We start from the raw sequence: 21,347 nt of genomic DNA on the forward strand, positions 1-21,347 counted from the left end.
AAGAGACCGGCTTGACGGTTCCCAACCTGATCACGATCGCACGTCTGATCGCCGTCCCGGCCGTGGTCATGCTCATCCTGGAGCACTCCTACGGCATGGCCTTCGCCGTGTTCGTCGCGGCGGGCATCTCCGACGCGGTGGACGGGGCGATCGCCCGGCACGTGAAGGGGCAGTCGAGCGCGCTCGGCGCCTACCTCGATCCGATCGCGGACAAGGCGCTGCTGGTTTCCATCTATGTGACGCTGGCGATCATCGGCTATGCGCCCGCCTGGCTGGCGGTGCTGGTGGTGAGCCGCGATGTTCTGATCATCGGTGCGGTGCTGCTGTCGTGGGGGATCTCGCGGCCGGTCAGCATCAAGCCGATCTTCGTGTCGAAAGCCAACACGGCTTTCCAGATCGTGTTCGCGTCGGTGTCGCTGGCCGACCTCGCCTTCGGCTGGAGGCTCGGGCTGACACCGGATCTCCTGGCCTGGACCGTCGCCGCCTTGACGATCGCGTCCGCTGCGGCCTACCTCATCGAGTGGGTCCGGCACATGGGCGAACCCGGCGGCGCCGGGCCCAAGATGGGGGAAGACGGGTGAGCTTGAGGTCGACCATCCTGTTTTGGATCGCCACGGCTGTCGTGGTGATCCTGTTTCTCTACATCTTCTCCGGCGTGCTGCTGCCCTTCGTGGCCGGCATGGCGCTGGCCTACCTGCTCGATCCGGTCGCCGACCGGCTGGAGCGGATGGGCATGTCGCGCCTTCTGGCGACGGTGCTGATCCTGGTTCTGTTCGTGGTGGTGGCGATCGTCCTGCTCATCACGCTGACCCCCATCCTCGGTGAGCAGTTGGGCGGGTTCCTGCAGAACATCCCGGACTACGTGAACCGCCTGCAGCTGTTCCTCAACGAGATCGCCGGGGGCCGCATCCGCGACATGCTGCGGATGTCGCCGCAGGACGTGAAGGGCTCGCTCGGCGACATCGTGAACCAGGGTGCGGGCTGGGTCGGCCAGATCCTCTCGTCGTTGTGGAACGGCGGGCAGGCCCTGATGTCGGTCGTGTCGCTGCTCGTGGTGACGCCGGTGGTGGCCTTCTACATGCTGCTCGACTGGGATCGCATGGTCCGCAAGGTCGACGGCTGGCTGCCGCGCGATCACCAGGCGACGATCCGGGAGCTCGCCCGGCAGATGGACGAGGGCGTTTCCAACTTCGTCCGCGGCCAGGTGTCGGTGTCCACCATCCTCGGCATCTACTATGCCATCGGGCTGTCGTTGACGGGGCTCAACTTCGCGCTGCTGATCGGCATGTTCGCCGGGCTGATCAGCTTCATCCCCTACGTCGGGTCGATCCTCGGCGGCATCATCGCCATCGGTGTCGCGATCGTGCAGTTCTGGCCGGACTGGACCTGGGTGCTGGTCGTGGCGGGTGTGTTCGCCAGCGGGCAGTTCATCGAGGGCAACATCCTGCAGCCCAAGCTCGTCGGTGACAGCGTCGGCCTGCATCCCGTCTGGCTGATGTTCGCCCTGTTCGCGTTCGGCGCGATGTTCGGCTTCGTGGGCATGCTGGTCGCGGTGCCGGCCGCCACGGCAGTCGGCGTCCTCGCCCGCTTCGCGCTCACCCAGTATCTCGGCAGTCCGCTCTACCGGGGGCGCTACACGAGCACCCTGGTCGCGCCGGATCCCACGGGAAAACCGCTGACCCTCCTGCCCCGACAGCATGGATCCGAGGAATGAGCAACGGACGCCCGAAGCAACTGCCGCTGGCCCTTCCTCATGAGGCAGCCCTCGGACGCGCGGATTTTCTTGTCGGCGAATCCAACGCCGACGCCACGTCCTTCATCGACGCCTGGCCGGATTGGCCGGCCCTGGTGGTGCTCCTGATCGGGCCATCCGGGTCCGGCAAGAGCCATCTCGCACGCGCCTGGGCTGATCGGAGCGCGGCGCCGATCGTCGTCGCGGAGGATCTCGCCGGACAGGATCCGATGAAGCTGGTCGGCCGCGGGGCCGTCGCGGTGGAGGATGCGGACGATCCGGCGATGGACGAGACGGCGCTGTTCCACCTGCTCAACGCCGCCCGCGGGCGGGGCGCGTCGGTACTCATCACGGCGCACAGCGTACCGGCCGACTGGGGCCTGACGCTGCCGGACCTGCTCTCGCGGCTTCGGGCGGCGCAGCCGGCGATCCTCGGCCCACCAGACGACGACCTCTTGCGGCGCGTGCTCGTCAAGCTGTTCTCCGATCGCCAGATGGAGCCCGACATCGGTCTGATCGACTTCGTGCTCGCACGCATGGAGCGCTCCTTCGCGGCGGCAAACCGGATTGTGGAGGCGCTCGACCGGGAATCTCTCGCGCGGGGGCGCCGCGTCACCAAAGCCATGGCCGCCGAATTCCTCGGCGTCGGTAGTGAAGCGGACGATTGACGGACGCGGTTTTATCCGTCGCGGGTGCGGAAGAACCGTCATACTCTCCGGATAAAGATCGGATGCTCAGGTCGAGCTGACCTGCCGACGGGGAGATCAAGGTGGAGACGAGAGAGTTGGAACAGACCTCCCTGATGGCGGATCCCGTCCCCGCGGCCGTGAAAAGCCCGGGAGATCTGATCGGCAGTCCTTCGCGCTTCATCAATCGCGAACTCTCGTGGCTCGGGTTCAACCGGCGCGTTCTGGAGGAGTCCGAGAATCCCCATCACCCGCTGCTGGAGCGGCTGCGCTTCCTGTCGATCTCGGCCAACAATCTGGACGAGTTCTTCATGGTGCGCGTCGCCGGCATCAAGGGGCAGATCCGGGAGGACGTGAACACGCTCTCCGACGACGGACTGACGCCGGCCGAGCAACTGGCCAAGATCTCCGACGCCGCAGCCCAACTGGCGGCCTCCCAGCAGCGACGCTGGGTGAAGCTGCGGCAAGAGCTGTCCGAAGTCGGCATCGTCATCGTGTCGGGTGAGGACCTGACGCCCGAGGAATACGCCTGGATCGAGGACTACTTTCTCTCGTCCGTTTTCCCGGTGCTGACGCCGCTTGCCGTCGATCCGGCGCATCCCTTCCCGTTCATCCCGAACCTCGGGTTCACGCTGGCGTTGGACCTGGAGCGCAACCGGGACGACGAGCGGATGACGGCGCTGATCCGCATGGCCGCCAAGGTGGATCGTTTCGTGCGGTTGCCGGACCGGGGCGAGACGCCGGCGGTGCACCGCTTCATCATGGCCGAGACGCTGGTCTCGTTGTTCATCAGCCGGCTCTTCCCAGGCTATCGCGTGCTGGGGCAGGGCGCATTCCGGATCATCCGCGACAGCGACATCGAAGTGGAGGAGGAGGCGGAAGACCTCGTCCGTCTGTTCGAGACGGCGCTGAAGCGCCGTCGGCGGGGATCGGTGATCCGCGCTGAATTCGAGAGCTCGATGCCGGCCGCACTGCGCGACTTCGTCGCCGAGGCGCTCGGGACGACACACGACGAGGTGTTCCTGATGGACGGAGCGCTGGCGCTCAACGAGCTCAGCCAGCTCGTCGCGCTGGATCGCCCGGAACTGAAGTTCGTTCCCTACGCGCCGCGGTTCCCGGAGCGGATCCGCGAGCACGGCGGCGACTGCTTCGCCGCGATCCGGCAGAAGGACATCGTCGTCCACCACCCCTACGAGAGCTTCGACGTGGTGGTGCAGTTCCTGCGGCAGGCTGCGGCCGATCCCGACGTCATCGCGATCAAGCAGACGCTCTACCGCACCTCGTCCGACAGCCCGATCGTCAGGGCGCTGATCGAGGCGGCGGAGGCCGGCAAGTCCGTGACGGCGCTGGTCGAGCTGAAGGCGCGGTTCGACGAAGAGGCGAACATCCGCTGGGCGCGGGACCTGGAGCGGGCCGGCGTGCAGGTGGTGTTCGGCTTCATCGAGCTGAAGACCCACGCCAAGCTGTCGATGGTGGTCCGGCGCGAGGCGACGGGGCTGACGACCTACTGCCACCTCGGTACAGGCAACTACCACCCGATCACCGCGCGCATCTACACGGACCTGTCCTACTTCACGGCCGACAAGCCGATCGCCCACGACGTCGCCCGAATCTTCAACTTCATCACCGGCTATGCCGAGCCGCAGAAGCTGAACGCGCTCGCCATGAGCCCGATGACGCTGCGCAAGACGATCATCGAGTGCATCGACGCGGAGATCGAGCATGCCAACGCCGGGCGGCCGGCGGCAATCTGGATGAAGATGAACAGCCTGGTCGACCCGCAAGTGATCGACGCGCTCTACAAGGCGTCGATGGCGGGCGTGCATATCGACATCATCGTGCGCGGCATCTGCTGCCTCCGCCCCGGCATCAAGGGGCTGTCGGAGAACGTCCGGGTCAAGTCCATCGTCGGGCGTTTCCTGGAGCACAGCCGGATCTTCTGTTTCGGCAATGGTCACGGCTTGCCTTCGCACCGGGCGACGGTCTACATCGGGTCCGCCGACATGATGCAACGGAACCTGGACCGGCGCGTCGAGGTTCTGGTGCCGCTCACGACCGCGACGGTCCATGCGCAGGTTGTCGACCAGATCATGGTCGCCAACATCAGGGACAATCAGCAGAGCTGGCGCCTGCTGCCGGACGGGAGCCATGAACGCATCGTGCCGGAGGAGGGCGACGAGCCCTTCAACGCGCATCAATACTTCATGACAAACCCGTCGCTCTCCGGCCGCGGACACTCGCTTGAAACCGATTCTCCCAAACCGATCGTACGTCGCCGCCAACGCACTCGAGGGACGTGAGGCACCGGGCCGCCTGAAAGGGATGGGGCCGATCGCCGTCATCGACATCGGGTCCAACTCGGTCCGGCTTGTGATCTACGAACGCCTGTCGCGTTCGCCGACGATGCTCTTCAACGAGAAGGTCATGGCCGGTCTCGGCAAGGGGCTGGCCAGCACCGGCAAGCTTCGCACGGATTCCGTGCAGCAGGCGCTTGCCGCGATCCGGCGGTTCAAATTTCTTTCCGACCAGAGCGGCTCGGTGGAGCTTCATATCCTGGCGACGGCGGCCTCGCGGGACGCGGCGAACGGACCGGAGTTCCTGAAGGCGGTGGAGAAGATCTGCGGCGTGAAGGTCACGCTGCTGTCCGGGGCCGACGAGGCCCGGCTCTCCGCCTACGGCATCCTGTCGGGCTTCCACAAGCCGCGCGGCGTGGTGGGCGACCTCGGCGGCGGCAGCCTGGAACTCGTGCAGGTGGCCAACGGGAAGGTGGGGCAGGGGCGGACCTTCCCTCTCGGCGGCATCCGGCTGGAGGAGGCGTCCGAGGGATCGATCCGCAAGGCTGAGAAGATCGTGGCCGAGGCGCTGGCCGACGCCGGCGACGGCCTCGATGCGAAAGGCTCGACATTCTTCGCCGTGGGCGGGACGTGGCGGTCGTTCGCGCGCCTGCACATGTTCGAGATCGGCTATCCGCTGCACGTCATGCACCACTACGCCATCCGGGCGGACGAGGCACTGGATTTCGCCCGCATGGTCGCGCGGCGTGCGCCCGAGGCGCTCGACCAGATCGACGTGGTCTCCAAGGCACGGCGCGAGCTGCTGCCGTTCGGCGCGCTGGTGCTGGAGCAGGTGATCAGGACGGTGCAGCCGTCGCAGGTGGTCATCTCCGCGCTCGGCGTGCGGGAAGGGCACCTCTACGAACTGCTCTCCGAGGAGGAGATGACGCAGGATCCGTTAATCGAGGCCTGCGCCGAATTGGCCTATCTGCGCTCGCGCTCGCCGCAGCACGCCGAGGAGCTGATCCCCTGGGTGGGGCATGCCTTCGCCGAACTGGGGATCGACGAGACCGCGGAGGAGGAGCGGCTGCGGATCGCAGGCTGCCTCGTTTCCGACATCGGCTGGCGGGCTCACCCGGACTATCGCGGCGAGCAGACGCTGTCGATCCTGGCCAACGCGTCCTTCATCGGAATCGACCATCCCGGACGTGCCTACCTGGCGCTGGCGATCTACTACCGGCACGTGGGGCTGGTGGACGAGGCGGTCAGTCCGCGCATCCGCGAGCTCTGCTCCACGCGGCTGAAGGAGCGTGCCCGGACGCTCGGCGCCGCGCTCCGGGTCGCCTACCTGGTGTCCGCGTCGATGCCCGGGGTGATCCCCCGCACCCAGCTTGTCATGGACGGCGATACGCTGGTGCTGCAGGTGCCGCCGGACCTTGCCGACATCGTCGGCGAGCGGCTGCTGAAGCGGCTGTCGTCGCTCGCCAAGATCGGCGGCGGACGCGAAGGGGCGATCCGGGTGGTGGGCTGAGGGGGCCACCGGCCGCCATGACGGCGGCGGCGCCCGACTATTCGGCCGCCTGCCGGCCGTCGACCGGTTTGGCGAGGCCCGGTCCTTCGACCATGACCACCTTCTTGCCGTCGAAGGTCAGAGCCAGCTCTCCGCGCTTCACGCGCAGAGCCTGTTCGCCGAACAACTCGCGGCGCCAGCCTTTGAGGGCGGGCACGTCCGCGTCGTTGCTGGCCGCGATCTCCTCCAGGTCGTCGACGGTCGCGATGATCTTGGCGGCGACGCCTTCGTTCTCGCTGACGAGCTTGAGCAGAACCTTCATGAGGTCCACCGCGGCGCCGGCGCCCTCGGGTGCGTGGCGGCCCTTGGGCATGCGCGGCCACTGCTCCTTGGGCGTCTCGAGGGCGAGGCGGACGGCGGCGACGATCTCCTCGCCGGCACGTGAGCGCTCGAAACCCTTCGGGATCGTGCGGAGTTCGGCGAGTCTGGCCGGATCGGTCGGCGCCTGGGTGGCGATCTCGTAGATCGTATCGTCCTTCAGGACGCGCGAGCGCGGCACGTCCCGGGTCTGCGCCTCGCGCTCGCGCCAGGCGGCGACTTCCTTCATGACGATCAATTCGCGTGGCTTCTTCACACGCATCTTCAGCCGCTGCCAGGCTTCGTCCGGCTCGGACCTGTAGGTACCCTCGGAGGTGAGGACCTCCATCTCCTCCAGCACCCAGTCGGCGCGTCCCTGCTCCTCCAGGTTGGCCTTGAGGAAGCGGTAGACGTCGCGCAGATGGGTGACGTCGGCGATCGCGTAGGTGAGCTGGTGCTGGGACAGCGGCCGGCGCGACCAGTCGGTGAAGCGGTGCGACTTGTCGATGTGGGCGCCGCTGATGCGGGCCACCAACTGGTCGTAGGAGATGGAATCGCCGAAGCCGCAGACCATGGCCGCGACCTGGGTGTCGAACACGGGATGCGGAACGAAGCCGCCGAGGTGCCAGACGATCTCGATATCCTGGCGCGCGGCGTGGAAGACCTTCACGACCTTCTCGTTGCGCATCAGGTCGAAGAAGGGGCCGAGATCGAGGTCCGGCGCAAGGGCATCGACGACGACAGCCGCGTCCGGGCTTGCCATCTGGATGAGGCAGAGCTTGGGCCAGAAGGTGGTCTCGCGGAGGAACTCGGTGTCGACCGTTACGGCGTCATAGCGGGCGAAATCGGTGCAGGCAGCGGCGAGGGCGGCGGTTGTGGTGATCATCGTCATGGCTGGCCGAGATATAGCCGAATCGTGGCGACGTGTCTGCACGGGGTTTCGAGGCAAAATGGCGGTTCCCGGCGGTCGGCGATCGGTGCGTCCAAACCCTGCATGCAGCCCGGTGAAAACCCGCTGATCCTTGACAAATGCGGGTCGGCGTGCGCTTTTCCGGCCCGCGCGGACCAGCCCTTCCGGCTTTGCTCCGCCCTTCCTTTCTGGCCCACGATCCATCGACGGAACGATCCCATGCACCGCTATCGGACCCACACCTGCGGAGAACTGCGCTCCGCCCACGTCGGCGCCAGCGTGCGCCTGTCGGGCTGGGTTCACCGGGTGCGCGACCACGGCGGGCTGCTGTTCATCGACCTGCGCGACCATTACGGCCTGACGCAGTGCGTGGTGGATCCGGATTCGCCCGCCTTCAAGGCGGCGGAGGCGGTTCGCTCGGAGTGGGTGATCCGGATCGACGGAACGGTCAAGGCGCGGACGGCCGAGACCGTCAACGCGAACCTGCCGACCGGCGAGGTGGAGCTCTTCATCACCGACCTGGAGACGCTGTCGGCGGCCAAGGAGCTGCCGCTTCCGGTGTTCGGCGAGCCGGACTATCCGGAGGACGTGCGGCTCAAGTACCGCTTCCTCGACCTTCGACGAGAGACGCTGCACCGGAACATCGTGACGCGCACGAAGGTGATCGCGGCGATGCGCCGGCGGATGGACGAGATCGGGTTCGCAGAATACTCCACGCCGATCCTGACGGCGTCGTCGCCGGAAGGCGCGCGCGACTTCCTGGTGCCGAGCCGTATCCACCCGGGCAAGTTCTTCGCGCTGCCGCAGGCGCCGCAGCAGTACAAGCAGCTGTTGATGGTGGCCGGCTTCGACCGCTACTTCCAGATCGCGCCCTGCTTCCGCGACGAGGATCCGCGCGCCGACCGCCTGCCGGGCGAGTTCTACCAGCTCGACCTGGAGATGAGCTTCGTCACGCAGGAAGACGTCTGGAACACGATGGAGCCGGTGCTGCGCGGCCTCTTCGAGGAGTTCGCCAACGGCAAGCCGGTGACGCAGTCGTTCCCGCGCATCCCCTACGACACGGCCATCCGCAAGTACGGCTCGGACAAGCCGGACCTGCGCAATCCGATCGAGATGCAGGCGGTGACCGAGCATTTCGCCGGATCCGGCTTCAAGGTGTTCGCGCGGATGATCGAGGCGGATCCGAAGACGGAGGTCTGGGCGATCCCGGCCAAGGGCGGCGGGTCGCGGGCGTTCTGCGACCGGATGAACAGCTGGGCGCAGGGCGCGGGTCAGCCGGGGCTGGGGTACATCTTCTGGCGTACCGAGAGCGATGCGCTTGAAGGCGCCGGCCCACTCGCCAAGAACATCGGACCGGAGCGGACGGAAGCCATCCGGACCCAGCTCGGCCTGAACGAGGGCGATGCCTGCTTCTTCGTGGCGGGTGATCCGGCGAAGTTCTACAAGTTCGCCGGCGAGGCGCGGACGCGGGTCGGCACGGATCTCAACCTCGTCGACACCGAGCGGTTCGAGCTGTGCTGGATCGTCGACTTCCCGTTCTACGAGTGGGACGAGGACGAGAAGCGCGTCGACTTCGCGCACAACCCGTTCTCGATGCCGCAGGGCGGCCTCGATGCGCTCAACAACCAGGACCCGCTGACGATCAAGGCGTTCCAGTACGACATGGTCTGCAACGGCTTCGAGATCGCGTCGGGGTCGATCCGCAACCAGTCGCCGGAGCTGATGGTGAAGGCGTTCGAGCTGGTGGGACTCTCGAAGGCCGACGTTGAGGAGCGGTTCGGCGGCATGTACCGCGCGTTCCAGTATGGCGCGCCGCCGCACGGCGGCATGGCCGCGGGTGTCGACCGGATCATCATGCTGATCTGCGGGGCGCAGAACCTGCGCGAGATCACCCTGTTCCCGATGAACCAGCGGGCCGAGGATCTCCTGATGGGCGCTCCGTCCGATCCGACCAACAAGCAGCTGCGCGAGCTGCACATCAAGCTGAACCTGCCGAACTGAGCGATTGCAGAGGCGACAATAAAGCCGGCCCGTCACGCGACGAGCCGGCTTTTTCCTGTCGGCATCACTGGTTGGCGACGATCTTGAACTTCAGCGCGTCAAGGAGCGGGCCGACGCCGTCGTTGCCGAGCGCCTCGATGGCGGTGAACGGCAGCGGAGCGGCGGGCTTCGCCGTGACCACCAGCGATCTGGGATCCTTGAAGAAGTCCTTCAGGACGGCCGCAAAGCGGTCCTGGATGGTCTTGTCCTCGAGGAACCCGAGCATCAGGGGCAGGGCGTTGGCGAAGTTGTCTCGGAAGTCCTCGGGCTTCTGATTGAGCTTCTTGGCCTGGGCTTCGAAGGTCCGCTCCACGATGGAGTTGTTGCCGAAACGGAACGACGAGCCGACGAGCGCCACGTCCTGCATCCGCTGCTCGATGAGGTCCGGATTGTCCAGGATCGACAGCGGAAGGCCGTTGACCTCGGCGTCGAAGGAGACCAGTCCCATGTCCGCCACCGTCACCGTCGCGTCGTCCAGGCGGACGATCCCCTTGTCGGTGTCCCAGCTCCAGCTAGCGCCGCCGGAGACGCTGATCTGCTCATAGCCCATGGCGGTGAGCTCGTCCTTGGCGGAGGGATCGGTGATCGCCGTCACGGGGAAGTTCAGCGCCGTCCAAGCGAATTCGCCGCGGCGGGCGATCGAACCCAGCCAGTCCCCGCCGGTGACCGTGAGGGCGCTGAGGCCGAAGGTTCCCAAGGGCGTGTTGATGCTGAGGCCGTTCAGTTCGGCGAAATCGGTCCGCGGCATGCCATCGATGAGGGCTGCACGGATGAGCTCCGGCGGCGGCTCGCCACCCCCTTCCGTCGCCGCGCCCAGCTCCAGCAGAGGCTTCAGGGCGCCGAAGCGGATGTTGCCGAGCGAGACCACGTTGAACTTGCCGGATGTCTGGGGATCGACGGTCAGTTCGCCGCGGCGCAGGGTGATCGCGCCGATGCCCTCACCGTCGATGTCGGAGATGTCCAGTTCGGCCAGCGATGCGGCGACACCGTCGGGTCCGGTCATTTCGGTGTTGTCGATGGCGAGGCTGTTGAACCGCATCAGTCCCGTCAGGTTCGGCAAAATCGTGGAAACGAAGGCGAGAGGGTCCTTCTCCACCGCCTCCGGATCTGCGAACACGGCCTGGAAGATCTCCACCACGGACTTTTCGGTCTGGCGCATCTGCTGGACGTCCAGCTCGATCAGCCCGAGCTTGACGGCAACGCCTTCCGCCTCGATGGACATGTTCACGATGCCCTGCTGCTGCACGACCGTACGCCAGCGGCCGTCGGGCTTGCCGGCCTTGACGCTCGCCGGGTCGAGGACCGCCAGCACAGCGCCGAGGTCCATGCCGGACATGTAGCTCGTCTCCGCGGAGAAGGCCTGCTTGAATTCGCCGGCCGTGGTGGTTCCGCGATAGTTGTTGTAGCCGGACCGCTCGATGCGGCCGTCATGAATGCCTGTCGCGAAGATCAGCTCGTAACTGGTCTCCGACTCGCCTTCCGGCAGCCCACGGGTGACCGTTCTGAGGTTGTCCATCTCGAACCAGTCGGCCCGGGCCGCGAGGCTATGGCGGGCGTGGGCGAGCACCCGTGTGATCGTATCGGCATCGGCGGCCACCTTGGCGGGTTCCAGCGGGGTCTCGATCCGCTCATAGAGGAGGAGGTCGGCGGTCAGTTCGACGTCGTAGGCGGCCGAGACGTCGACGCTTGCGTCCACGCCATCCTCATCCTGGTCGGGGCCGGAGTTTTCGGCCCCGCCGCCCGTCTCAGCAATCTTCTTGGCGAGTTCAGGGAACCAGGCGGCCGGGTCGATGTGCAGCGTGGCCTTCATGTTCTCGCCGCGAACCGCATGGGCGGCGAACATGCCGGCTGCAGTCTTGCGGGGATCGGTGACCACGAAAACGGGAAAGTCGATCCTGGCCCACGACCCTTCGCCGCCGAACACGACGTTCTCCAGGACGACCGACGCGGTTGCCGGATTGTAGGACGAGCCGCCGACCTTGACGTCCAGGCCCATGGCGGTGACTTCCAGCCACTCGCGGACCAGGTCTTCCTGCGGCGAGGCTGCGAAGGTCGGGAAAGCGGACAGGACGATGAGCGTCGCGGAGGCCGCGAGGCGCATGGGGAGGCAGCGCATGGACGAACTCCGGTTCGAGGTGAGGCCGGCCGGAACACCGTCCCGGCCGGCCTGATTTGGATCACTCGGACTGATTGGCCTGGATCTCGGCCTTCAACGCGTCCGGCAGCGTCTGCGGGGCGGCCTGGATCGTGCCGACGAGTTCCATCAGCGAGATCGGGTTCTCGGGTGCGACCGTGATGGAGATGTTCTTCGGATCCTTCAGGAAGGCGCCGGCGGCTGTCGCGACCTTGGCTTGGAACGCTGGATTCTGGAGCGCCGTCAGAAACAGCGGGAGCGCCGCGGCCATCTGCTCGGCGAAGGCTTCCCTGGTGACTCCCTGGGCCTTGGCGTATTGCTCCATGATGCGGTTGGCCAGCGAACTGTCCTCGTAGGTCAGGGTCGCGGTGCCGAGGGTGATCTTGCCGAGCACGTCCGGCGGCGGCTGCTGCTGCTGAAGCATCGCAAGCACGTCCGGCGTGAAGCCGTAGAGTTCGCCTTCCAGCGTCAGCGACCCCATCTCGTCACCTTCGATGGTGATGCGTTCGAGGGAGATGGTGCCCTGGCCTTCCTCGTAGGTGCCATCGCCGAACAGGTTGACGCGGATCTGGGTGTACCCGAGCGCCTTCAACTGGTCGGCCCCCGGATCGGGAGGCGCGGTCGTCAGATCGACCAGAACGCCCTCGACGCCGACGCCGACGGTGCGCGGGTAGTCGCCGACGTAGTCGGCGTTCTCCAGAGAGATCTTGTCGATCGAGAAAGCCTGGTTCTGCTGACCGATGCCAGTGATGGTGGTGGCGATGATGCTGTCGTAGCGGCCTTTCTCCAGCGTGTCGCCGGTGCCGCGCTTGGCGACGAGGTTGGTGACCTCGATCTGATCGACCTTGAGGTTCGAACCGTCGTTGGAGTTGCCAGAAACCTTTTCGGCCACCAGGGACTCGGCGATAAGGGCGCCGGTCTCGTCGATGTCGGCGCCGGTCAGGGTCAGGGTCTCGATCTTGCCGTCGCGAACGACGCCATCAGAGGTGGGCGGCTGGCTGATCTCGACATTGCTGTAGACCAGCGACCCGCCGTCTTCGGTGGGCGTACCGAGCTTGACGTCGGTGTTGCCGCCCGGTCCGACGAAGAGTTCGGTGAGAGCCTTGGAGATCTCGGCTTCGGTTGCCGCGAAAGCGGTAGCCGACGAAAGGGCCAGAATGGCGATGGCGGCGACCGACGTCGTCACCCTGCGCTTCAACAACATAGACGTCTCCCAAGACCGGGACGAGGTAGTGCTCCGCCATGGCTTCCCGGAACCTTCGGCGGGCGTTTGCCGGATACTCTGCAAAAACAGGACTGCTGCGACAAGTGACCTGCCGGGCGCCGAACGTGTCGACGCGGTGACCGCCGGTCCAGGTGAGTCGGAACCAGGAGGCTATGGAATAACGGCCAAGTCATGAACTGAAATCCGTTATCGTTCGATTGCCCGTGAGCCCGCAAGCCGCCACTGCGGCCCGAACCGGCCGGTGAACTCCAGAGGCGGTTAATATCGCCTTTCCGCGCCGAAAACATCGCTTCGAAAGAGTTTCTTCAGGGCGGATCCCTAGACTTGCCGGCGATCCGCCCTGGTATGGAGTACGGCGTGAGCGGTCTTATGATGCGATGGGCAAGGGTGATCGCAGCCGCGGGATTCGTGGCGGCCGGTCCCGTTCTCATCTCCGAATACATCTTCGACCACCACGCGCTGTCGCAGAGCCGGAGCGAAACGCGCGCGCTTGCCGACCGCTACCTGGAGCGGACCGAGACTGTGGTTGCCGAAAGCCTCGGCGAGTTGCAGGCGCTGCGGGAAAAACAGCATACCTCCTGCGTGCTGGCCGATCGGCAGGCCTACGGTACGGCTGCTTTCGCATCAGCCTTCGTGCAGCAGATCGGCGTGGCCGACGCGAGCGGAACGTTGATCTGCGGCGAGCCGATGGGCTCTCTGGCCCAGCCGATCCGGCTTCCCGCCAGCGAACGCGGCGATCCCTCGGTGATGCTCGGGATCCTGAACGGACCGAAGAAGGATCGCCAGGCCGTCATCACGCTGCGGGTTTCGGAAGAGACGCGGCTGATCGCCCGCATACGGCGCGAAAGCCTCGACCTGCAAGCAGGGCCCGAATACCTGATCGACCACACCACGATCGGCATCTTCCTCGACGACGGCGCGGAGTGGATGTCGATCGCCGAGAACTGGACGCCCGAGAAGGAGGCGGACGCGGTAACGGAGACGCTCACCTCGGCGCGCTATCCGATCCGGATTATCGTCGCCACGTCCGCCTCGGCGGCCCGGGCGACCATGGCGCCGCTGAAGACGATCGTGCTCATCGTGTCGATCTTCGGTGGATTCAGCGTCTTCATCGCCGGGCTCTGGCTTTCCTGGGGCAAGGACGGCAGTGGCGACGTGTTCACCCGGGCGGTGGAGAACCGCGAGTTCGTGCCCTACTACCAGCCCGTGTTCGACCTGTTCACCGGCGAGCTGAAGGGATGCGAGGTTCTGGTCCGCTGGATCAAGCCGGACGGCTCGATGGTGCCGCCGGGACAATTCCTGCCCTATGCGGAGGCCACCGGCCTGATCCGGGACATCACACGGCAGCTGATGGTGCAGACGGTGGACGACTGCGGCGCACTTTATGCGGCAGGCAGAACGCTGAAGCTCTCGATCAACCTGACAGCGATGCACTTCGTCGACCTGGAGATCGTCGACGATATCCGCCTGATATATGCCGACAGCGGCATCTCCTACGACCAGCTCTGCTTCGAGGTCACCGAGCAGAACCCGCTCAAGGATCTTGCGCTTTCACGGACGATCATCGGGCGCATCCAGGCGCTCGGCGCCTCCGTGGCGCTCGACGATGTGGGGACGGGCCACGGCGGCCTCGCGTACCTGCAAAAGCTCGGCGTCGATATCATCAAGATCGACAAGATGTTCATCGACAACCTCGCCACCGACCATTCCTCGCAGACCATTGTGGAGACGCTGGTCGAACTCGGCACACAGCTCGGGCTGGGCATCATCGCGGAGGGCGTCGAGACGGTGGAGCAGGTGGAACAGTTGAAGCGGATCGGCGTCTCGACAGCGCAAGGGTACCTCTTCGCCAAGCCGCTTCCAGCCGCCGCCTTCCTGGAACTCGCCTGGAAGATGATGGAGGGTGAAGCCCCGTCGGCATCGCCTGAAGACGTCACGCCGGAGAAAACCGAACGGGCCGATGCAGCGTAATGACGGATACTCTTCCGTAAGAGGCTCCGACCCGCAGGTGCCTGCATGCCAACCCGCCGTGAATTCGTCGCCACCGCCCTTTGTCTCGGCCTGCTGCCGCAACGCGGCTTGGCGGCGCCCGCCATGTCGACCGGAGGGGCGCACCGCTTCCAGTTCATCGGTATCGACGGCGCGCCGATGCCGCTTTCGGCCTACGCCGGGCGTCTTCTCCTGGTCGTCAACACGGCATCGCGCTGCGCCTACACGCCCCAATACCGGGACCTGGAGGCGCTCTGGGACCTCTATGGCGCGCGTGGGCTGACGGTGATCGGCACGCCTTCGAACGATTTCGGCGGTCAGGAGCCGAAGTCGGAGCAGGAGATCCAAGGATTTTGCAGCGGTGAGTACGGCGTCAGCTTCCCGCTGACCGAAAAGATCCATGTGCGCGGGCCGCTGGCGCATCCGTTCTATCGGTGGGCGGAGACGGAGGCGGGGTTTGGAAACGCGCCGGGCTGGAACTTCCACAAATATCTGATCGGCGCCGACGGCCGCCTGATCGCGGCGTTCCCCTCGGCGATGAACCCGCAGGACCCGCGACTGGTGGCTGCCATCAAAGCCCATCTGCCGGCCGGTTGAATGGAAAAGGGCCGGCCCGAGGGCCGGCCCTTTGTCTTTGGAGCGTGTCCGCCGTTCAGCGGCAGAAGTGACGCTGGCCGTCGTAGCCCATGAAGGTTCCGGTCCGGGGGTCGAACGACCGGTAGCGCGACGAACAGTAGCTCATGTAGCCAGCCGAGAAAGGTGCGTAGCCGGCAGCCGGAGGCGCGCTGACGACATTGCCGCCGCCACCGCCGAATCCGCCTTGAGCAAGTACGCCGCCGAGCAGCGCGCCGGCTGCCAAGCCGCCAAGGCCGGCCGCGAGGTCATCCCGGTCGCGGTGGCGGCGCCAATACCGGCGGTCGCGGTCGCGATCACGGTCGCGATAGATGCGGCGCGGGCTGTCGTAGTCTCGCTTGCCATTGTAGTAGCCGTCAAAACTGCGGTGGCGACGCCAGCGCCAGTCGTCGTGGTCAACTTGCGTGACGATCCCAGGCCTGGCCAGATCGAGGTTGAGGCCGACCGACGCGGCGTGGGCGGGTGCGGACGGCAGGGCCAACGAACCCAGCGTCATCACGCCCGTGACCGCGGCGATCACGAGACTGCGGGCGCTGACCTGTGATTTGGTACGCGAATGGAACATCCGAAACTCCCATCCGGCTGCCGGCGCACATCTTTCGTGCCGGGAGCCGTTCTATAGGGGTGGTGGCCGCGTCCATTGGACGGGATGCGGCATCCTTGGATGTTCAACGTCCGGCAGCCGGCGGCGTTCCGCTCAGCTGGCGTTCACACTTTCGGGACCTGTACGGGGAAGCCGCGCCAGGGCTTTCTCGCGGGTCCGTTCAGAACGTGGACGGTGCTTCGCTTGCGAGCGCGTCGAAGGTTTCGACGTTGCGGCAGAAACCAGGGGCGTGTTCGGCGCCCGCCAGGGCGGCGATATCCAGCCAGTGCCGGCAATCGTCCCGGTCTGTGCATCCCTCGCAGCGGCCGGCAGCTGCTTTCCTCGCCTCGCCGGCCAATGCGCCGTCCACGCCAAGGACATGGATCATCTCCCGCATCAGCACGGGTTCACCGGACTGGATTTCGACGGCGACGGACTTCTGCGAAAGGGTTGACATCTGCGCCTCCAAGGCTCCGGCCGATGAGTGACCTGATACAGCGTCGCGCCCTCCTGAGAGATCAGCGTTGATCTGGATCAAGCGGGCAGGGGGGAATCGGCGGGACAAGTGCTGAAACGCCCGCATCAATGCTCAGGGGGCCTGATCGTCCGTGGCGTTTTTCGATGAGCGATGATACTCCGACGCCGGACACGGCCGGGTGGTCGTATCGGGGAGCCTTGCCTTGGAACAAACTCTCAAGCTGGCGATCGGGAGCCTGCTGGTCGGTTGTGCCGTCCTTGGACTGAAGACGCTCGCCTACCTCATGACCGGCAGCATCGCGCTCTACTCGGACGCCCTGGAGAGCATCATCAACGTGGCGGCTGCGCTGGCCGCCTTGATCGCCGTCCGGCTCAGCGCCAAGCCTGCCGACGCGAACCACCCCTACGGGCACCACAAGGCCGAATACTTCTCGGCGGTGCTGGAGGGCGTTCTGATCGTGGTGGCGGCGCTCGCGATCTTCCGGGAAGCCTATCTGGGGTACCTCGCGCCGAAGCCCCTCGACGTCTCTGCGGAAGGACTCCTGGTCAACGGCCTGGCAAGTACGATCAACGCCGTGTGGGCCTTCGTCCTGATCCATCGCGGCCGTTTCCTTCGCTCGCCCGCCCTGGTCGCGGACGGCCGGCATCTGCTGACGGACGTGCTGTCGTCGATCGGGGTCCTGCTAGGCCTGGGTGTGGCGACGCTGACCGGTTGGGCCGTGCTGGATCCGGTTCTCGGCGGCTTGGTCGCGATCAACATCCTGTGGTCCGGATGGAGCCTCGTCACCGATTCGATCGGCGGTCTGATGGACGCCGCGGCACCGCCTGAGGAGTTGGAGAAGATCCGGCTCATCATATCCCGCTCGGCGGAAGGGGCGATCGAAGCGCACGACGTGCGGACCCGGCACGCGGGCAAGGTCACCTTCATCGACTTCCATCTCGTCGTCGATGGTGAGAAGACGGTGACGGAGGCGCACGAGATCTGCGACCGGGTTGAAGCAGCGCTGAAGGCCGCCATCGGGCCGGCGGTCATCAGCATCCACGTGGAGCCCGACACGAAGGCCAAGCATTCGGGCGTCCTGGTCATCTGACGCGGACGGTCGCGTCGGATGCTTCGTGCCCGCGGTGAGGGAGCGACATGACCGCCAAACCGATGGTTTCGATCACCTATTGTCGGCAATGCCAGTGGCTTCTGCGCGCCGCGTGGATGGCGCAGGAGCTCCTCTCAACTTTTTCGGAGGAGCTCGCACAGGTTGCACTCGTCCCTGGGACCGGCGGTGTTTTCCAAATCGCTGTCGATGGGGTGATAGTCTGGGATCGATCCCAGGATGGAGGGTTCCCCGACGTCAAGTCCCTGAAGCAGCGAGTACGCGACGCGATCGACCCAGAACTGGCGCTTGGTCACATCGACCGATAGTCCAAGAGCAAGACCGCACCATAGGCTCGCCCGGTCTCGCTTTAGGTTTGCGGCGAATATTGGTAATTATTACCATAGTCTGTACTGAAGGCCAACGGCACAAATCGTCTTTTCAGTTGCAGGATTCGTCATTTCAAGTAGGCTGTTTTTTGCACAAGACGAAAAAAACGGCTGCAACGTCGAACGGGGACAGCGCTCATCACATTCCTGATGGCCGGCGGGGACTTTTCCCGTGCCGGGCGTGTGCTGTTCGGGCGGGTGTAGCCGGATCAGGTGGGGAGATCGATCGGTGAGGACTCAGGACATCGAGATCATATTGGGCATTTGCGAGCGGGGATCTTTCTCAAAGGTTGCAGAGTCCATCGGCATATCCCAGCCGGCCGTGTCTTTGGCGGTGAAGCGCATGGAAGAGGAGTTCGGTTTCCGCTTCTTCGACCGTGCAGGTCCGCAGGTTTCCGTTTCCCAGGATGGCAAGCGCGTGTTGCCGACGCTGCAGCGGGTGATGGATCTGCTGGCTGACATCAAAAGCCACCGCGCCCGCAGCGCGACTTTCAAGCTCGGACTGTCCCCGATCCTCAGCGGCCGTGATGTGGCCCAGATGTTCGATCAGGTCGACCGCGACAGTTTCCACGCCTATTCGGTAGAATTCCTTGATAGCGTCAACGTTGTCGCCCGCACGGATTTCGACGTCCGGGTCGTCGTCCCCACGTTGCGCAGGCGATCCTCCTTCTACGTCGATCTCCAGACGATCTGGATCGGCGCCAACAACGGGGTCTTCATCCAGTCGACCCAGGAGTCCGACCTGTGGCAGCGTGCCCGGCACGTGCTGCTCGACCATGGGATTGAAGTGAAGAAGACGCTGGAAGTGAACGACTGCGGGTACGCATATCACCTGGCGTCCTCCGGTGCGGGCTTCTCTCCCTGCGTGCTGACCCACCACAATGCCTTCAAAGATTTCGAATTGAGCAAATTGCCGCCGCTTCCGCCGACCCGACTGGACATATTCGCGCCGCCGGAGCTTGCGATCGTTCTCCGCAACTCGCTGTCTTCCCAGCAAGTCGCCGCCTAGCGGTTCGACTTGCAATCTCATCGATCTCAATGAAAAGCGATCGCGTGCCTGAGGTCGCTTGGACAGAGTAGCGCTTGTATTCGACTAGGTATTGTTGACCTTCAGCTTCATCGCAACAGCATGTTCGCTAGGAGAAGCAGTCGGTAGTACAATCCCGAATTTCGCGCTGTATCAGATTAATTTATTCTCTTCGTTAGTCGTCTGACGGTGCGGAGAGCGCGATAATGAGTGTGGTGGACACGGCTCGACTGATTTCCCGGTTCACCTCGATCCTGGCCGAAGAGGCCGACCGGAACGAGATGCCGTTGCTCGCCCAACTGCTCAGGAATGCGGAAGCGGAGGCCAACGAGCACGTTCCGCTCGTGCCGCCGGCGTTCGAGGATCTGGAAGAGTTCACGGTTTGCCGGGTCCAGTAGGCACGGACTAGGCGCGTCAGTCCCAGGCCAGGGCGCCGGCCGTCACCGCGGCGACACTGATCGCGGTCACCGTCATCCCAAGGCGCAACCCTCCGGCCGACGTCGCCATCACCGCCTTTGCCAGTGTATTCACGGTGAGCGCGATCGCGATCGCTTCGGAAGCCGTACCGATCGAAAGTTCGCCGCCGGACAGGCGCGCCATGGAGATCGTCACGGCGTCCACGTCGGCGATCCCGGAGAGGGCGGCGAGCAGCACGACCCCGGCATCGCCCGCCGTCTCGCGCGCGATTCCCGTGCCGACCAGGACGAGCGCGATAAAGGCGGCGAGCTTGAGGGCGGTGCCGATCTCCAGCGGGTTGCTGATCGCAAGGTCGGTGCGGGTGTCCTTCGCCCCGATCAGGAACAGGAAAGCGGAACCGGCCGCCAGCGTGCCGGCTGCAGTGGCCAGGGGAATCAGAAGAGGTTCCACGAGGTCGCGGTTCAGGGCGGCGGCAACGACGACGACGCGAGCAACCATGACGACGCCGGCCGCCAGGATGCCTCCGGCGAGCAGGCGCCAGGCCGCCGGCTCGGCGCGGGCGAGGCGCGCCAGCGTCAGCGTTGTGGCCGTTGACGAGGCGAGCCCTCCGGCGATCGACGCCGCCAGGATGCCGAGGCGCTCGCCGAGGACCCGCACGGCGATGTAGCCGCCGAAGGAGATTGCGGCGATGACAATCGCCATGATCCAGATCTCCGCCGGATTCAGAACCGACCAGGGGTCGATCGTCCGGTTGGGAAGCACCGGGAGCAGCAGGAACGTCATCGCCAGGAGCGTGAGGACCGCGCGGATCTCCTCCCAGCGCAGTCGCTCGACCCAGCCGTGAAGCTGTTCTCGAAGTGCCAGGAGAACCGTCATGGCGACGCCGCAGGCGACAGCGACCCTGAGTTCTCCGATCCCGGCATAGGCGCCCAGCATGAAGGTGAGCATTCCGGCCACCACCGAGGTGGCGCCCACGTTGTGCTCCAGCCGTGCCTCCAGGAGATGGAAGGCTGTGAAGGCCGCGACGAAGCCCAGGAAGGCGAAGCCGATTACGAGAGGGTTCGTCGCGGCGCCGACGGCGGCCGAGACACCACCGAGAAGGCCGGACAAGGCGAAGGTCCGCAACCCTGCGGCACGCTTCTGCTCGTCCTCATCGCGCGTATGCCAGCCGCGCTCCAGGCCGACGAGGAGGCCGATGGCGAGCGCCACGGCAAGACGCGTCAGCAGTTCCTGTTCGGACATCGGACACCCTGACTTTCGACACGGGGGCAAGCCTAGCGTTTGCGCCGGCACTGCGAAGTCCGCAGCATAACGGATCGCCGGCCTTGAATTCGTTGTGAGGCCCGTGCTCGCCGGGTGCCATCACGAAGCCGCGCGCCTATATTCCGGTCGGAGACAGAGCGAGGATCGTTCACATGGATGCCAAGATCTACCCCGTCACCCGGACCGACGCGGAATGGAAGGCGCTGCTGACGCCGGAACAGTATCGGGTCATGCGCGCCCACGGGACGGAGCGGCCCGGCAGCTGCGCGCTCCTTCATGAAAAGCGACCCGGGCGTTTCACCTGCGTGGGCTGCGGACAGCCGTTGTTCGAAGCGGGCAAGAAGTTCGAGAGCGGCACGGGCTGGCCGAGCTTCGACACACCTGTCGACGGCGCAGTGGAGACGACCGAGGATCGCAGCCATGGCATGGTGCGGACCGAGGTGCACTGCAGCCGCTGCGGCAGCCACCTCGGCCACGTCTTTCCCGATGGCCCGCCGCCCACCTTTCTGCGCTATTGCATCAACGGAGTCGCGATGGATTTCGAACCCGCAGCGGATTGAGCCGCGTCGCCGAACATCCAGGAGCCGCGCGACAGTTGGACACCCGAGGGCACC

19 protein-coding genes are annotated in these 21,347 nt (G+C 65.5%); 13 read left to right on the forward strand and 6 right to left on the reverse strand.

The genetic code is table 11. The annotated features are described in order from the left end of the window. The first annotated feature begins 11 nt into the window (after positions 1-11). The 5 genes from HZ321_RS17255 to HZ321_RS17275 all read left to right on the forward strand — a co-directional run bounded on the left by HZ321_RS17255 (position 12) and on the right by HZ321_RS17275 (position 6,222). A complete protein-coding gene (locus HZ321_RS17255) occupies positions 12-581 on the forward strand; it encodes a CDP-alcohol phosphatidyltransferase family protein (RefSeq protein ID WP_181703635.1) in 570 nt (189 codons plus the stop codon). Continuing rightward, positions 578-1,714, forward strand: a complete 1,137-nt coding sequence (locus tag HZ321_RS17260; protein WP_181703636.1) for an AI-2E family transporter — start codon at positions 578-580, stop codon at positions 1,712-1,714. The genes HZ321_RS17255 and HZ321_RS17260 overlap by 4 nt, the downstream gene beginning before the upstream one ends. Beyond that, positions 1,711-2,400 carry a P-loop NTPase family protein gene (locus HZ321_RS17265; RefSeq protein WP_181703637.1) on the forward strand — a complete coding sequence of 230 codons (690 nt, stop codon included), beginning with the start codon at positions 1,711-1,713 and terminating at the stop codon, positions 2,398-2,400. Before HZ321_RS17260 ends, HZ321_RS17265 begins: the two co-directional genes overlap by 4 nt. 134 nt (positions 2,401-2,534) lie before the next feature. Then, positions 2,535-4,718 (forward strand): RNA degradosome polyphosphate kinase, encoded by a 2,184-nt coding sequence (locus HZ321_RS17270; RefSeq protein WP_181703723.1) that lies wholly within the window; start codon positions 2,535-2,537, stop codon positions 4,716-4,718. A gap of 22 nt (positions 4,719-4,740) precedes the next feature. Continuing rightward, the gene (locus HZ321_RS17275; RefSeq protein ID WP_181703638.1) at positions 4,741-6,222 is read left to right on the forward strand and encodes a Ppx/GppA phosphatase family protein; all 1,482 of its coding nucleotides are present in this window, start codon (positions 4,741-4,743) and stop codon (positions 6,220-6,222) included. A 37-nt stretch (positions 6,223-6,259) separates the two neighbouring features. On the opposite strand, the gene rnd is transcribed toward HZ321_RS17275, so the two are convergent. Further along, positions 6,260-7,444, reverse strand: coding sequence for a ribonuclease D (rnd, locus tag HZ321_RS17280; RefSeq protein ID WP_181703639.1), 1,185 nt, complete (start codon positions 7,442-7,444; stop codon positions 6,260-6,262). A 243-nt stretch (positions 7,445-7,687) separates the two neighbouring features. Between rnd and aspS the strand changes: the two genes are divergently transcribed. Continuing rightward, positions 7,688-9,469, forward strand: coding sequence for an aspartate--tRNA ligase (gene aspS, locus HZ321_RS17285; RefSeq protein WP_181703640.1), 1,782 nt, complete (start codon positions 7,688-7,690; stop codon positions 9,467-9,469). 64 nt (positions 9,470-9,533) lie between these two features. Here aspS and HZ321_RS17290 read toward each other — a convergent pair whose 3' ends face one another. Next, complete coding sequence (locus tag HZ321_RS17290) at positions 9,534-11,624, reverse strand: hypothetical protein (protein ID WP_181703641.1); 2,091 nt, start codon at positions 11,622-11,624, stop codon at positions 9,534-9,536. Positions 11,625-11,685: 61 nt separating this feature from the next. Beyond that, positions 11,686-12,846, reverse strand: a complete 1,161-nt coding sequence (locus HZ321_RS17295) for a hypothetical protein (RefSeq protein WP_181703642.1) — start codon at positions 12,844-12,846, stop codon at positions 11,686-11,688. A gap of 378 nt (positions 12,847-13,224) precedes the next feature. Here HZ321_RS17295 and HZ321_RS17300 point away from each other — a divergent pair, with 378 nt between their 5' ends. Both HZ321_RS17300 and HZ321_RS17305 read left to right on the forward strand, forming a co-directional pair. Beyond that, on the forward strand, positions 13,225-14,838 hold the full coding sequence (locus HZ321_RS17300) for an EAL domain-containing protein (protein ID WP_181703643.1): 1,614 nt from the start codon (positions 13,225-13,227) through the stop codon (positions 14,836-14,838). Between the two features lie 45 nt (positions 14,839-14,883). Beyond that, positions 14,884-15,453: a glutathione peroxidase gene (locus tag HZ321_RS17305; protein WP_181703644.1), complete on the forward strand. Its 570-nt coding sequence runs from the start codon at positions 14,884-14,886 to the stop codon at positions 15,451-15,453. Positions 15,454-15,508: 55 nt separating this feature from the next. Here HZ321_RS17305 and HZ321_RS17310 read toward each other — a convergent pair whose 3' ends face one another. Next, on the reverse strand, positions 15,509-16,054 hold the full coding sequence (locus HZ321_RS17310; protein WP_244635957.1) for a BA14K family protein: 546 nt from the start codon (positions 16,052-16,054) through the stop codon (positions 15,509-15,511). Positions 16,055-16,253: 199 nt separating this feature from the next. Further along, positions 16,254-16,529: a DUF6455 family protein gene (locus tag HZ321_RS17315; protein ID WP_181703645.1), complete on the reverse strand. Its 276-nt coding sequence runs from the start codon at positions 16,527-16,529 to the stop codon at positions 16,254-16,256. Between the two features lie 223 nt (positions 16,530-16,752). Here HZ321_RS17315 and HZ321_RS17320 point away from each other — a divergent pair, with 223 nt between their 5' ends. The 4 genes from HZ321_RS17320 to HZ321_RS17335 all read left to right on the forward strand — a co-directional run bounded on the left by HZ321_RS17320 (position 16,753) and on the right by HZ321_RS17335 (position 19,451). After that, positions 16,753-17,640, forward strand: coding sequence for a cation diffusion facilitator family transporter (locus tag HZ321_RS17320; RefSeq protein ID WP_181703646.1), 888 nt, complete (start codon positions 16,753-16,755; stop codon positions 17,638-17,640). Between the two features lie 47 nt (positions 17,641-17,687). Further along, a complete protein-coding gene (locus HZ321_RS17325; protein ID WP_181703647.1) occupies positions 17,688-17,966 on the forward strand; it encodes an Rdx family protein in 279 nt (92 codons plus the stop codon). Between the two features lie 289 nt (positions 17,967-18,255). Then, positions 18,256-19,035 (forward strand): LysR family transcriptional regulator, encoded by a 780-nt coding sequence (locus HZ321_RS17330; protein WP_181703648.1) that lies wholly within the window; start codon positions 18,256-18,258, stop codon positions 19,033-19,035. Between the two features lie 224 nt (positions 19,036-19,259). After that, a complete protein-coding gene (locus HZ321_RS17335) occupies positions 19,260-19,451 on the forward strand; it encodes a hypothetical protein (RefSeq protein ID WP_181703649.1) in 192 nt (63 codons plus the stop codon). Between the two features lie 16 nt (positions 19,452-19,467). Here HZ321_RS17335 and HZ321_RS17340 read toward each other — a convergent pair whose 3' ends face one another. Next, positions 19,468-20,712: an MgtC/SapB family protein gene (locus tag HZ321_RS17340; RefSeq protein ID WP_181703650.1), complete on the reverse strand. Its 1,245-nt coding sequence runs from the start codon at positions 20,710-20,712 to the stop codon at positions 19,468-19,470. 173 nt (positions 20,713-20,885) lie between these two features. Between HZ321_RS17340 and msrB the strand changes: the two genes are divergently transcribed. Next, positions 20,886-21,293, forward strand: coding sequence for a peptide-methionine (R)-S-oxide reductase MsrB (gene msrB / locus HZ321_RS17345; protein WP_181703651.1), 408 nt, complete (start codon positions 20,886-20,888; stop codon positions 21,291-21,293). The last annotated feature ends 54 nt before the right edge of the window (positions 21,294-21,347 follow it).

It is taken from the genome of Chthonobacter albigriseus (genome assembly GCF_013839445.1).
Taxonomy (GTDB): domain Bacteria; phylum Pseudomonadota; class Alphaproteobacteria; order Rhizobiales; family Pleomorphomonadaceae; genus Chthonobacter; species Chthonobacter albigriseus.